The 12,804-nt window shown below is 42.3% G+C and carries 13 protein-coding genes and 2 pseudogenes; 13 read left to right on the top strand and 2 right to left on the bottom strand.

The genetic code is table 11. From position 1 onward, the window contains the following. Positions 1–148 precede the first annotated feature (148 nt). Complete coding sequence (locus ABVF55_RS08135; RefSeq protein ID WP_445285204.1) at positions 149–1,333, bottom strand: DUF2974 domain-containing protein; 1,185 nt, start codon at positions 1,331–1,333, stop codon at positions 149–151. A 169-nt stretch (positions 1,334–1,502) separates the two neighbouring features. Here ABVF55_RS08135 and ABVF55_RS08130 point away from each other — a divergent pair, with 169 nt between their 5' ends. From ABVF55_RS08130 to ABVF55_RS08110, 5 genes and pseudogenes are all read left to right on the top strand, one after another. Next, positions 1,503–2,180, top strand: coding sequence for a response regulator transcription factor (locus tag ABVF55_RS08130; RefSeq protein ID WP_045759189.1), 678 nt, complete (start codon positions 1,503–1,505; stop codon positions 2,178–2,180). Next, positions 2,173–3,147 carry a sensor histidine kinase gene (locus ABVF55_RS08125; protein ID WP_247913874.1) on the top strand — a complete coding sequence of 325 codons (975 nt, stop codon included), beginning with the start codon at positions 2,173–2,175 and terminating at the stop codon, positions 3,145–3,147. The genes ABVF55_RS08130 and ABVF55_RS08125 overlap by 8 nt, the downstream gene beginning before the upstream one ends. 114 nt (positions 3,148–3,261) lie before the next feature. Next, complete coding sequence (locus tag ABVF55_RS08120; protein WP_260314290.1) at positions 3,262–3,390, top strand: hypothetical protein; 129 nt, start codon at positions 3,262–3,264, stop codon at positions 3,388–3,390. 15 nt (positions 3,391–3,405) lie between these two features. Further along, positions 3,406–4,164: an ABC transporter ATP-binding protein gene (locus tag ABVF55_RS08115; RefSeq protein WP_195915394.1), complete on the top strand. Its 759-nt coding sequence runs from the start codon at positions 3,406–3,408 to the stop codon at positions 4,162–4,164. Further along, positions 4,165–6,149 (top strand): annotated as a pseudogene (locus tag ABVF55_RS08110) (FtsX-like permease family protein). It abuts the gene before it with no gap. Positions 6,150–6,273: 124 nt separating this feature from the next. Here the strand turns inward: ABVF55_RS08110 and ABVF55_RS08105 are convergent. Next, positions 6,274–6,537 carry a SemiSWEET family transporter gene (locus ABVF55_RS08105; protein ID WP_003012241.1) on the bottom strand — a complete coding sequence of 88 codons (264 nt, stop codon included), beginning with the start codon at positions 6,535–6,537 and terminating at the stop codon, positions 6,274–6,276. 285 nt (positions 6,538–6,822) lie between these two features. Between ABVF55_RS08105 and ABVF55_RS08100 the strand changes: the two genes are divergently transcribed. From ABVF55_RS08100 to ABVF55_RS08065, 8 genes and pseudogenes are all read left to right on the top strand, one after another. Next, positions 6,823–7,080, top strand: coding sequence for a SemiSWEET family transporter (locus tag ABVF55_RS08100; protein WP_003011864.1), 258 nt, complete (start codon positions 6,823–6,825; stop codon positions 7,078–7,080). Positions 7,081–7,339: 259 nt separating this feature from the next. Next, a complete protein-coding gene (locus ABVF55_RS08095; protein ID WP_445285203.1) occupies positions 7,340–7,717 on the top strand; it encodes a YbgA family protein in 378 nt (125 codons plus the stop codon). Next, entirely contained in the window at positions 7,718–8,083 is a 366-nt protein-coding gene (locus ABVF55_RS08090) for a TIGR02328 family protein (protein ID WP_445285202.1), read from the top strand. 143 nt (positions 8,084–8,226) lie between these two features. After that, positions 8,227–9,798: a type I restriction-modification system subunit M gene (locus ABVF55_RS08085; protein ID WP_445285201.1), complete on the top strand. Its 1,572-nt coding sequence runs from the start codon at positions 8,227–8,229 to the stop codon at positions 9,796–9,798. Then, positions 9,788–10,077 (top strand): annotated as a pseudogene (locus tag ABVF55_RS08080) (cell filamentation protein Fic); the annotation flags it as partial. The gene ABVF55_RS08085 and the pseudogene ABVF55_RS08080, both read left to right, overlap by 11 nt. A 168-nt stretch (positions 10,078–10,245) precedes the next feature. After that, a complete protein-coding gene (locus ABVF55_RS08075; protein ID WP_445285200.1) occupies positions 10,246–10,668 on the top strand; it encodes a DUF6978 family protein in 423 nt (140 codons plus the stop codon). Between the two features lie 17 nt (positions 10,669–10,685). Continuing rightward, a complete protein-coding gene (locus tag ABVF55_RS08070; RefSeq protein ID WP_445285199.1) occupies positions 10,686–11,453 on the top strand; it encodes a DUF1828 domain-containing protein in 768 nt (255 codons plus the stop codon). A 48-nt stretch (positions 11,454–11,501) separates the two neighbouring features. Next, positions 11,502–12,800 (top strand): restriction endonuclease subunit S, encoded by a 1,299-nt coding sequence (locus ABVF55_RS08065; RefSeq protein ID WP_445285198.1) that lies wholly within the window; start codon positions 11,502–11,504, stop codon positions 12,798–12,800. Positions 12,801–12,804 lie beyond the last annotated feature (4 nt).

Raw genomic sequence — 12,804 nt, 5'->3', positions numbered from 1 at the left:
GCTGATGAAATCAGCGTAGTAGAGCCCACTCAACCACTGCGTCTTGCTCGACAATCCAAAGATAATTAAGAGGCTAGGACTTTTGTCCCAGCCTCATTTTGCGTTCTAGTGAATAGAAGAGGAGGTCTCTTTTTTCAGTAGTTGAGCCTCACTCCTTGTGCTCTAAGAGCAGTGGCGAGGCAAGCTCGACTGCTTGTTTTCGCTTGAAAAATGCGGCCATTTGAACCAGGATGCGGGGGACCGTCTGCCATTTTTTCCAGGCTTGAAAGCGGGTGTCGATGAGCTGCTTGGCCAAGCGTTCCAGCATTTCCCGCTCGGTTGGATCCAAATCCTGGGCATTTTGGAGGATTTCCTTGGCCTTAGCTAGCTGTTTGAGATCAGTTAGATCATTGATGGAAGTGATGCCGGCATCCAGAAAAATGCCAAAAAAGGTGTCAAAAAACTTCTTGCGCTCGTCTGCCGAGGTCTCGCGAACCCATTGCTTCAAGGTCAGATCGGTCTGCTGGCTATCTGGACTGGTTTCAGAAACGGTCACAAAGCTGTCGTCCTTGATTTCCCAAGTAAAGGCATCGTGCTGGGCAAAGCCACCCAAGGCGTGACTTTTGACAATGGTCGTCGGTTCTGGCACTTCCAACATCATGCCAACGATGGATCCCTGAGGGACAAAGCGACGAATGTATGGGGACGTGCGCTGGTAGCCTTCGGTTTCGATAATGGCCTTGTTGAGGCCAGGAGCATCGTAGCTGTAGATCGTGTCGACCCGTTCAAATAAGGAATCAGGTAGATACGAGCAGGCATAGGTTGCAAGATTTCCCCCTTTGGAGTGACCGGCTACTAAGAAACGTCCTTTCGGAAATTCCTTCATGACGTTTTGCAGGTAGCTGGCAGCGCGCTTCTGGGCTGGGACATGGTCCATATAGGTCATGTGGAAGTCTTCCTTCCAGCCGATCAAGGTGTCATCCGTCCCTCTGAAAACGACCAAATAGACATCCATGGTGAGCCGATAGGTCATGGCCGCAAACTGTTTTTGCACATCGAGATCGTACTCATCGACGTAGTTAAGGAGTTTGATGTTCTTAAAGCGCTTTGAACTAGCTAATTCATCGACTAATTGGAGGTGCTGGTTACTCACGATGAAATCGGTTGTCCGGTCGATCAGTTCCATCGCATCAGACAGGCGCACTTGGATCCCTGTTGTATCTCCTTGAGGCACAATGTGTCCAAAAGGCAGATAGGTCAGCTCTGTCAAAGCGAGGACATCCAGCTCCTTGAAGGGGCGGTCATAAATGGAATCGTCCGTCACTTCTTTTAGGTAATCAAAAATCGTCGACATCTGTGCCTCCCGTGTCTTATTTCTTTCAGTATAGCACAAAAATGGATGGAGAAAAAGCGCCTCCCATTAAGAAAGGAGGAGCCAGTTCTTCTTTCCCTCTGAAACAGCCTTTTTCTCTGCTGTTTAATCTGTTATAATAGGAAGAAGAAAAAAAGAAGGAAAGAAAGCCATGCATAAAATTCTCTTAGTAGAAGACGATGAAATTATCCGCCAACAAGTCAAACAATTATTGGAACAATGGGGCTATGAAGTGGTCGCAGTAGAGGACTTTATGGATGTCCTCGGGATCTTTGTCGAAAGTGACCCCCACTTGATTCTCATGGATATTGGCCTACCTCTCTACAATGGTTACCACTGGTGCCAAGAGATTCGCAAGGTTTCAAAGGTTCCGATCATGTTTCTTTCTTCACGGGATCAAGCCATGGATATTGTCATGGCCATCAATATGGGTGGAGACGACTTTGTCACCAAGCCTTTTGACCAAAATGTCCTCCTTGCCAAGGTTCAAGGACTCTTGCGCCGTTCCTACGAATTTGGGACAGATCAAAATCTGCTGGAGCACCGGGGAGCCATCCTAAATCTCAAGTCTACGGACTTGGTGTATGAAGGGGAAGTCATCAAGCTGACCAAGAATGAATTTCAGATCCTGCGTGTCCTCTTTGAGCATGCAGGCAGTATCGTGGCGCGTGATGACATGATGAAGGAGCTCTGGAATAGCGACTTCTTTATTGATGACAATACCTTGTCTGTCAATGTGGCCCGCCTTCGTAAGAAACTAGAAGAGGCTGGCTTGTCAAACTTCATCGAAACCAAGAAAGGCATCGGTTACGGGTTGGTCCATGAATAAATTTGGAAACATCTTTTGGCAGTATGTGGTATCCCGCAGGCGCTTGCTCTATCTAGTGGTCATTTTTTTAATCGTCGATTTGGTTTTTGCCTATCTCTTTCCAGAGACAGGGACAGTTTTCCTCTATGCGACCCTAGTGCTAGGCTTTTTTGCCCTCTGTGTCTTGATCTGGGATTTCGCTATGACCTTTCAAGACTACCGCAAAGCCGCACTTTATGAGGAAGTTGAGGTTGCCTCACCTCTGGAACACCTCCTTTATGAAAAATACACGGAAGAACAGCAGGCGCGCTTGGAGGAAGGGAAGACAGCCCAGGCCAAGTTCAACGACCTGATGGACTACTATACCCTCTGGGTTCACCAGATTAAGACGCCTATTGCGGCCAGCCAGCTCTTGGTGCAAGATGTCGAGACACCCATTGTCAAGCAGCAGATGGAGCAGGAGCTCTTTAAGATTGATTCCTATGCCAATCTGGTTTTGCAGTACCTGCGACTGGAGAGTTTTCATGATGATCTGGTCTTAAAGCGCGTGTCGGTTGAAGATTTGGTCAAGGAAGTGGTCCGCAAGTATGCCCTCTTTTTTATCCAAAAGAACTTGGCAGTGGACCTACATGATTTGGAAGAGGAGGTCATCACCGATCGCAAGTGGCTCCTTGTCATCATCGAGCAGCTCTTGTCCAATAGCCTCAAGTACACCAGCACAGGTGGGATTGAAATCTATTTTAAAGACCAGACTCTCTATATAAAAGATAGCGGGATTGGGATCAAAAATAGCGATGTCCTTCGCGTCTTTGAGCGGGGCTTCTCCGGCTACAATGGCCACCTGACCCAGCAATCTTCAGGGCTGGGGCTCTATCTATCTAAGAAAATCGCAGAGCAATTGGGCCACAGGATCACCCTCCATTCAGAGGTCGGCCAAGGCACGACCGTTGCCATTCGCTTTGAAGAGAAGAAGTTGGTCATGGATTAATTTTCCCCATCTTACAAAAATGTAAGAAATAAAGGTCAAAATGAAAGGTTAGGTTATGGTAGCCGCCTTTTATTTTTTATACAATAGTCTCATCAAATGAAGGAGGTCAAGAAAATGAAACTCTTGAAATGGATGAAACAACCCAAAAAGACTGAGAAACCAAATAACCAAACCGATCTGGAAAAGACGGAATTTGGTCTCCAAGTCCTGCAACAAACCCAAGAATTTTTCTTGATCTACTAGTAAAAGGAGAAAAGCATGTCATTACTAGATGTTCAACATATCAAAAAGATCTACAAAACCCGCTTTCAAGGAACGCAGGTTGAAGCCTTAAAGGATATCCACTTCACCGTGGAAAAGGGTGAGTACGTGGCTATCATGGGGGAATCAGGATCCGGGAAATCGACCCTTCTCAATATCCTAGCCATGCTGGACCAGCCGACCGAAGGACGGGTCTACCTCAATGGCACCGATACCTCCACCATCAAGAACAAGGATGCGTCGAGCTTCCGTCGGGAAAAACTAGGCTTTGTCTTTCAAGACTTCAACCTGCTCGATACCTTGTCTGTCAAGGATAATATCCTCTTGCCACTGGTCCTTTCTCGCAGACCGGTCAAGGAAATGATGAGCAAGGTCGAGAGCGTGAGTCGGGAGTTGGGCATTCACCAACTTCTTGAAAAATACCCTTACGAAATCTCTGGTGGGCAAAAACAACGGGTAGCCGTAGCACGGGCTATCATCACCTCGCCAGAAATCCTTCTTGCCGATGAGCCAACAGGGGCGCTGGATTCCAAGTCTTCAGCTGCTTTGCTGGATGTCTTTGAAGATATCAATACCATGGGCCAAACCATTCTCATGGTGACCCACTCAACCGCAGCGGCAGCGCGTGCCAAGCGCGTGCTCTTCATCAAGGACGGGATTCTTTACAACCAGATCTTCCGCGGGGAAAAAACGGAGCGTCAGATGTTCCAAGAAATCTCGGATACTCTGACGATCATGGCAAGTGAGGTGGAGTAGATGTTTCGATTAACCACTAAATTAGCTTGCTCCAATCTGATTAAGAACCGCAAGCTCTATTATCCCTTTGCGATTGCGGTCATTCTCGCAGTGACCATCGCTTACCTCTTTGACTCCCTGACCTTTAATCCCCGTATTTCCGAGCTTCGAGGGGGCTCTTCCATAGTGTTCACTCTCAGCTTGGGGTTCTTCGTGGTCAATGCCGCAGGAGCTATCATCGTGCTCTATGCCAATAGCTTTGTCATGAAAAACCGCTCCAAAGAGCTGGGAATCTACAGCATGCTTGGCCTTGAGAAACAGCATCTCATCAGCATGATCTTCAAGGAACTATTGATTTTTGGCTTTGTAACTGTCTCAGCCGGTGTCTTGATCGGGGCTCTCTTTGACAAACTGATCTTTGCCTTTCTCTTGAAACTCATGAAGATGAAGGTTCAGCTAGTATCCACCTTCCAACCTGGGATTGTGGTCTTGGTCTTTGTCACCTTTGGTCTCATCTTTGGCCTCTTAGTTTTTCTCAATGCTTGGCGCATTCTCCGTTTGAATGCCCTGCAGTTGACGCGTGAGAAGGCTAGTGGCGAAAAGAAAGCTCGCTTTTTGTGGCCCCAAACCATCCTGGGCCTAGTCTCTCTCGGTCTTGGCTACTACCTAGCTGTGTCTGTCAAAGACCCCATTATTGCGCTTGTGACCTTCTTTCTAGCCGTTATCTTGGTCATGATTGGGACCTATCTGCTCTTTAATGCTGGGATCACCGTCTTCTTGCATCTTCTTAAGAAAAAGAAGAACTATTATTACCAACCTAACAATATGATCTCGGTCTCTAACCTCATCTATCGCATGAAGAAAAATGCAGTGGGCCTTGCGACTATTGCCATCCTCTCGACCATGGTATTGGTGACGATCTCTGCTGCCACCAACATCTATGTCGGTAGCGAAATGGTCAAGAAAATCATGGCTCCTCATGATTTCTCAGTCCAAGGAAAAGGGGTAGACCTGGAGCAGATTAATCAGAAATTTGATGAATTTGCTTCTGAGCACCAGCTTGAGATCAAGAATCGCGATCTGATGACCTACGCCAACTTTGGGGTCAAATCACAAAAGGGCACGGATTTCACCGTCTATCCGGCTGATGAACGCAGCGTCACTCCTAAAACCGTCTTTATGGTCTTTGATGCAGCTAGTTATGAACAAATGACAGGAGAACACGTTGATCTGACCGGCAACCAAGTCATCCTCTTTGCTCATAACAAGGCTCTGATAGGGCAAAAGCAGTTCACCATCAATGGGCAAGACTTCCAAGTCAAGGAAGAAGTGAGCAAGGATTTTATCACCGATCATGTTCCAAATCAGTTTAATATGCTGACGGAGGATTTCAATTACCTAGTCGTGCCAGACCTTTCAGCCTTTGTCGCTCAGTTTCCGGATCTTGCCATCAATACCAATATTTACGGTGGCTTCAATGTCAATGTTGACGAAGACCAGCAACTCAAGCTGGCAGCCAGCTATGACAAGATGATTGATGAATTGAGCAGCCAACAGGCTCAAGGAACATTTGTCTATGGGGGAACCGTGCCAATGATGTGGCAGAGTTGAATAGCCTCTTTGGTGGCATCTTCTTTATCGGTATTTTCTTGTCATTGATCTTTATGGTCGGAACGGTCATTGTCATCTACTACAAGCAAATCTCAGAAGGCTATGAAGACCGTGACCGCTTTGTCATTCTCCAACAGGTGGGGCTTGATGAACACGAGGTCAAACGGACCATCAACCGTCAAGTGCGGACCGTCTTCTTCCTCCCTCTCATCTTTGCCTTTATCCACCTGGCTTTTGCCTACCATATGATCCGCCTCATTCTCAAAGTGCTCGGTGTCATCAATAGTGGCCAAGTCCTCATCGTGACCCTCAGTGTCTGTGCCGTCTTTCTCATCACCTACCTAATCGTCTTTTGGATCACCTCTCGGAGCTATCGTAAGATTGTGCAGATTTAGGAAAAGAGAAGCCCGCTTATAGCGGGCTTTTTATTGTAAAGTCCGATCGCTATTGTCAATTGGTGTTCAAAGGGATACACAAAAAAGACTGAACCAGTCGAGTTCAGTCTTTGATCGATTTCTATTAAAGTGATGTAAGGAAAGTCAATCCCCCTAGGATGACACCTGCTGAATTTGGAATGATCAAAATCCAGTCTTTTTTAGGTTCCTTTGTCCAACCATAAATGACCCAGATCAAGCAAGAAATAGCAGCTGACAAGGGTTGGAAAGGTTGGGCCTTATTTCCCTGTAAATTAGCAATAATTTGTGGGATGTAGGCAATGAAAACGATAATCCCAATAAAGGCACCGATCGAGCCAACGATTTGGTTGATTTTTTGTTTATTCATAAAATTTTACCTCTGTGTATTAAAATAGCATAAGTAGGAAGAAAATGCAATTAATTTGCATGCTATGCAAGATGAAAGTGATTACATTCGCACAAAATTAGACAATGTGTCAAAAATGGAAACTAGAGAGAAGACTCTCTCGAAAAGAAATCCATCTTCCTGCAAAATCACAAGATTGTGACACTTTACAGTTCGGTAACATTTGAAAAAAAGACTTGAATTTGTAAAGGACAAAAGGTAGAATAGTGCATACTTAAAAAAAGAAAAGGAAATGGTAGTTTCAAAATGAATGAAAAACAAATGAAAATTCTTGGTTGGGTTGCGACCTTTATGTCTGTTATGATGTATGTGTCTTACTTCCCACAAATCATGGATAACCTCGCTGGTCACAAAGGGAACTTTATTCAACCCCTTGTTGCAGCCATCAACTGTAGCCTTTGGGTTTACTACGGACTCTTCAAAAAAGAACGCGATATTCCACTTGCTGCAGCCAATGCACCAGGGATCATCTTTGGTTTGATCACAGCCATCACAGCCTTGTAATCAATGAAAGAGAGAGTGGGACAGAAATTGGTAATTCGTTAGAATTCGATTTCGTTGTCCCACCTCCGCACAGTTGAGTAGGGCTTTAAAAGCTGATGAAATCAGCGTAGTAGAGCCCACTCAACCACTGCGTCTTGCTCGACAATCTAAAGACAATTGAGAGGCCAGGACTTTTGTCCCAGCCTCTTTTTTATAACTTCACTCATTTCCATGGTATAATGGGAGGACTATTAACCGAGAAGATCAAAAGGAGACACGAGTGGATCAAAAACATCACTGCCAAGTCCTATGGGCGAAAAATAAATACCTGGTGCTCAGTCGTTCGAGTAATATCTACAAGGAAATCCGGGAATACCTCAAGCGAGACCAGGTGGAGGTCAGCCACGTCGAGGACCTAATCCAGCAAGCGCTAGCCCTGCCGGAAAATCGTGGCCAAGTCTCCAATGCCTTTCAGCATATTTGGGGCTATTTCAAAAAGCAGGCGACTGCAGAGGAAAAGGCGGACTTTATGTTGCTACTTGAGAAGTACCAGCATGGCCAAGCTAGCCAAGAGGATCTCATCAAGGGAATCCAGACGCTATTGGAGCACTACCCGAATCGCTACTTACAAGACTCGACGCTACTAGGAGGTCAATAGATGAGACTCTGGCACCAAGACTTGATTCCCAAACTCCCTCGTCCTCAGCTCCTGGGTCAACACCGGGAATGCTGCGCCCTTCGAGGCAATGACTGGGGCAAGAAGCACGCGACGGTCAACTATGTCTTTGAATACTCGCCTTATCGCCTCTATGCCTATCACTGCCTGATCATGGAGGAGATGACGGCTCGTGGCTACAAGGTCAGCCCAGAGTGGTGGGAGCCGACCTACCGAGGCAAAACCTGCCCAGCCTACCCAGAGCTGGAAGAAGAAGCCTTGAGCACCCCTATCTATCCCGAGCATCAGGACACCTACCTCCAAGAATGCCTGGAGAATTTAGCAGAAAAAGGGATTCAATTAGATTAATCATTGGTTTAGGCGTCCCATCTAAGATTAAGTAAAAATGTAAGCTAAACCATTCGTAATCCAATTAATGCGAATGGTTTTTATTATAATTTGATAAATATGATAAAATAGAAAGGATAATAGATTAATTAAGGAAAGTAAAAATGGCAAATAAAGAAAGTGCAGAGCGCAAGGAACTTCACCGTAAAATTTGGGCGATTGCCGATGACGTTCGTGGGGCTGTAGACGGTTGGGATTTCAAGCAGTACATACTGGGAATACTATTTTATCGCTTTATTTCTGAGCATATGGCTGACTATTTTGACCGTGCTGAGCATGAGGCTGGGGATTTAGAATTCCGTTATGCTGATTTGAGTGACCAAGAAGCTGAGCAAGATTTCAAACCAGGGACAGTTGAGGATAAAGGTTTCTTTATTCTTCCAAGTCAATTATTTGAAAATGTCGTCAAGAACGCGTCACAAAATAAAAATTTAAACGAAGATTTAGCCAATATTTTCCAAGACATTGAAAAATCGGCGATTGGCTTCAAGTCAGAGGATGATATCAAAGGCTTATTTGATAACTTGGACACACGAAGCAACATCCTTGGTGGCACTGTTCCAGAAAAAAATAAACGCCTTTCTGATATCCTCAATGGTATCAATAGCATTAACTTTGGCAACTTTGAGGAAAATGATATTGATGCTTTTGGGGATGCCTATGAGTTCTTAATTTCCAACTATGCGAGCAATGCAGGAAAAAGCGGAGGTGAATTTTTCACACCTCAGACAGTTTCTAAATTACTAGCTCGTTTGGTAATGGTTGGTAAGGACAAGATTAACAAAGTCTACGACCCAACATGTGGTTCGGGTTCGCTCTTGCTTCAGATGAAAAAACAATACGAAGACCATATCTTGGAGGATGGTTTCTTTGGTCAAGAAATCAATATGACCAACTATAACTTGGCTCGTATGAATATGTTCTTACATAATATCAACTACAACAACTTTGATATTAAGCGAGGAGATACCCTTTTAAATCCGCAGCATTTGGATGAAAAACCTTTTGATGCTATAGTTTCTAACCCTCCATACTCAGTCAAATGGGTGGGAGATGGAGACCCAACTCTCATAAACGATGACCGTTTTGCGCCAGCTGGTAAACTGGCTCCTAAGTCAAAAGCTGACTTTGCCTTTATCATGCATAGTCTCAACCACTTGTCTAACAAAGGTCGAGCAGCCATTGTTTGTTTCCCAGGTATTTTCTATCGTGGTGGTGCTGAGAAGACCATTCGTCAGTATCTAGTAGATAATAACTTTGTTGAAGCAGTGATTGCTCTGCCTGATAATCTCTTCTTTGGAACCTCTATCGCAACCACGATTTTAGTGTTGGCGAAGAATAAACTAGAAAATAAAACACTCTTTATCGATGCGAGTAAGGAGTTCAAAAAAGAGACCAATAACAATGTCTTGACGGATGATAATATCGACCATATCGTTGAATTATTCACTAATTATCAAAGTGTAGACTATAAAGCAACTCTCGTTGATAATCAAGTGATTGGTTTAGAGCAGGATTACAATCTTTCTGTCTCAACCTATGTCGAACAAGAAGATACACGTGAGAAGATTGATATTGATGAGCTCAATAAAGAAATCGCTGAGACTGTTGCTAAGATTGACTACTTACGGGCAGAGATATATAAAATTGTAGAGGAGCTAAGCAATGACAAATGATGTAATTCTCTATAGAACAGATGATGGTGAGTCAGCTATTGAGCTACTTTTGGATAATGGAACTTTCTAGCTGACCCAACAGGAACTAGCTGAGCTCTTTCAAACTTCCAAGCAAAACATTAGTAAGCATATCAAGGTAATCTTTGAAGATGGTGAATAATCGGAGGAGGCAACTGTCAACTATAAGTTGACAGTTCAAAATGAGGGCAGTAGAAGTGTTCAGCGAAATGTTGTCTACTATAATCTCGACATGATTTCGCAATTGGTTATCGTGTGCGCTACATTGAAAATAATTTTTAAAAAGTAAAAAACCTTGAATTATCTGCTAAAAAAGGTATAATGGAATAAATAGGGCCGCCCACCTCTCTTGGATGTGATAAGGCGAATAGGTATAAGGAGTGGGCTTATAGAATTCTGCTATAAGCTTTTTTCATTGAAGTAGAACTAATGGAATCAAATTGTTTTCAAGAATTGTTGAATTGTATTAAATTGTTAGAACAGAAAACTATACAATTTCCTGATGTGGGAAAACAGCGGAAATATCGACTTTATTGTATTTCAGATAAAAATGAAAAATTTGAATTGATTATCAATAGAAAAGGTCATTTGAATCAGCAGAACCTTACTTATCAATTGATGTCGCATACTCTCAAAGGTGTTTTGGTTCGCCTAGATTGCAATGGGGCTCCTCATGATGATGTAGATACACCGCATGTTCATATATTTGATGAAGAACATGATTATGGACGAATTGCTATTGGGTTGAGAGATTTAGAAGTGGACTTAGCAAATGAACTTTTGGATAGTTTGATTTATTTCTTGGACTATACAAATGTGAACTATGATAATGTAGCAATCCCATTACTATAGCTTAAAAGGAGGTTACTATGGATAGTTTGAAACTGATTGATGACTATGTGAAGTGGTATCGTGAAAAACTACTTGTAAAGGATTTTGATGGGTACTCTGAAATTGTAACCCCTTATGTAAATCATTTAAATGATCGAGTGAGGCTGTATCTAGAAGAAAAACCTAATGATTTACTAAGAATTTCAGATGATGGTGAAACTTTTAATGAATTGACCATGGCAGGTCTCGATATTACGAAAGAAACAAGACAACGTATTATAACCAATGTATTGAGGCAATTTGGATCAAAGTTGGATGAAGATATTGTATATATCGAATGTGAAGCAAAGAATTTTCCAAAAGCGAAACATAAAATGATTGAAACAATTATACGTCTTTATGATTTGCTGAATACTCATCGTTCTAACGTTACAAGTCTCTTTACCGAGGAAGTACAAGATTATTTTTATGAAAAAGATTTCGGTGGTATGCCAAACGTTCGATTGACAGGATTTTCAGGAATTGATTATCAGGTTGATTATGTTTTAGGAGCTAGAAAAAATCGTCCTGAAATTTGGGTCCAAATTGTCAATCGGTTTGATTATAATAGTTTGGCAAGAGTTAACTATATTTATCAAGATATAGCTAGCAATCGAGATATTCAACAAGTTTCGAAAAAAATTCTTATTTATAATGATTTGGAAAATAAAGTTGCATCTAAGGCGATACAAGCCTCGAAAGTTAGCGATATACAGTTATTGCCTTGGTCGCAGAAAGAAGAATTTTCAGATTTATTAGCTCAGTAGCCTTATAGTGACTGCTAGGGCTATTTTTATATAAAAGAGAGGAGAAAAATGAATATTCTTGAAGAAATCCAAAACTGTCCCGTTGAGTGGAAAGAGTTGGGGGAAGTTGTACATTCCATTAAAACAGGTTTGAATCCTCGGAAATTTTTTCAATTGAATCCTACGGATGCTACGAATTATTATATCACTGTAAGAGAGATAAGGGGACATAAAATTGTTCCATCTGAAAAAACAGATTTAATAAACAATGAAGGTTTGATGCTTTGTCAAAATAGATCTAATCTTGAAAGTGGTGATGTTCTTTTTACAGGTACTGGTACAATCGGAAATGTTGCCATCATCGAAGAAGCTCCAACAAATTGGAATATAAAAGAAGGAGTATACTCCATTAAACCTAAAAAAGAGATAATATGTTCTAAATTTTTGATGTATATTTTTGAGTCTGAAAGAGTTAGAAAAGATATAGAAGGAAGAAAAGCAGGAGGGACAGTCAAAAGTGTTTCAATGACTGAGATGAAAAAAATAAAAATCCCAATTCCTCCTCTAGAAATTCAAGAAAAAATCGTGCAAATACTTGACAAGATGACTGAATATGTTACAGAATTGACCTCAGAATTGACCTCAGAATTGACCTCACGTAAAAAGCAATATTCTTTTTATCGAGATAAACTGTTATCTTTTGAAGACGAGGCTTATCATGTTGAGTGGAAGACACTTGGGGAAGTGGCGGAATGTTTAGCGGGAGCTACTCCCAGGACTTCTAATTCTTCGTATTGGGAAAATGGAACTATTCCGTGGATGAGTTCTGGAGAAGTAAACAAAGGTTTTGTTTATGATACAGAGAAAAAAATTACTCAAGAAGGTTATGATAGTTGTAGTACAAAAGTGGTACCAAGAGACACAGTTGTTATTGCCTTAGCAGGGCAGGGTAAAACAAGAGGAACAGTGGCTATTACAAAAGTTGAATTGTGTACTAATCAATCATTATGTTCAATAGTTTCAAATGATGATATAAATAGTCATTATTTATATTATTACTTAAAAGGACAATATCAAAAGTTTCGAGATATTTCTTCTGGTGAAGGAACTAGAGGAGGGTTAAATTTAAAATTGATTAGAGATTTTAGAATCCCAGTCCCATCCCTCGAAATCCAATCTCGTATTGTTCAAGTTCTAGACAACTTTGATACGGTTTGTAATGACTTGAATATCGGACTGCCCAAGGAGATTGAACTACGTCAAAAACAGTACGAATATTTTCGAGATAAACTCTTGACATTCACCGCCGAAGGCGTGTACACTGACAGTACAGTACAGTACAGTACAGTACAGACAAGACATCATTAGACTC

This window comes from Streptococcus sp. KHUD_012, assembly GCF_052588255.1.
Note: the sequence above shows the minus strand (reverse complement) of the source record. Positions and strands in the feature narration are given on the sequence as shown.

Excerpts from the sequence above, each read along its gene's own strand:
- ABVF55_RS08125 (WP_247913874.1), top strand. The coding sequence starts at position 2,173 with ATGAATAAATTTGGAAACATCTTTTGGCAGTATGTGGTATCCCGCAGG.
- ABVF55_RS08130 (WP_045759189.1), top strand. The coding sequence starts at position 1,503 with ATGCATAAAATTCTCTTAGTAGAAGACGATGAAATTATCCGCCAACAA.
- ABVF55_RS08090 (WP_445285202.1), top strand. The coding sequence starts at position 7,718 with ATGAGACTCTGGCACCAAGACTTGATTCCCAAACTCCCTCGTCCTCAG.
- ABVF55_RS08115 (WP_195915394.1), top strand. The coding sequence starts at position 3,406 with ATGTCATTACTAGATGTTCAACATATCAAAAAGATCTACAAAACCCGC.
- ABVF55_RS08100 (WP_003011864.1), top strand. The coding sequence starts at position 6,823 with ATGAATGAAAAACAAATGAAAATTCTTGGTTGGGTTGCGACCTTTATG.
- ABVF55_RS08075 (WP_445285200.1), top strand. The coding sequence starts at position 10,246 with ATGGAATCAAATTGTTTTCAAGAATTGTTGAATTGTATTAAATTGTTA.
- ABVF55_RS08065 (WP_445285198.1), top strand. The coding sequence starts at position 11,502 with ATGAATATTCTTGAAGAAATCCAAAACTGTCCCGTTGAGTGGAAAGAG.
- ABVF55_RS08085 (WP_445285201.1), top strand. The coding sequence starts at position 8,227 with ATGGCAAATAAAGAAAGTGCAGAGCGCAAGGAACTTCACCGTAAAATT.
- ABVF55_RS08105 (WP_003012241.1), bottom strand. The coding sequence starts at position 6,537 with ATGAATAAACAAAAAATCAACCAAATCGTTGGCTCGATCGGTGCCTTT.
- ABVF55_RS08135 (WP_445285204.1), bottom strand. The coding sequence starts at position 1,333 with ATGTCGACGATTTTTGATTACCTAAAAGAAGTGACGGACGATTCCATT.
- ABVF55_RS08070 (WP_445285199.1), top strand. The coding sequence starts at position 10,686 with ATGGATAGTTTGAAACTGATTGATGACTATGTGAAGTGGTATCGTGAA.
- ABVF55_RS08120 (WP_260314290.1), top strand. The coding sequence starts at position 3,262 with ATGAAACTCTTGAAATGGATGAAACAACCCAAAAAGACTGAGAAACCA.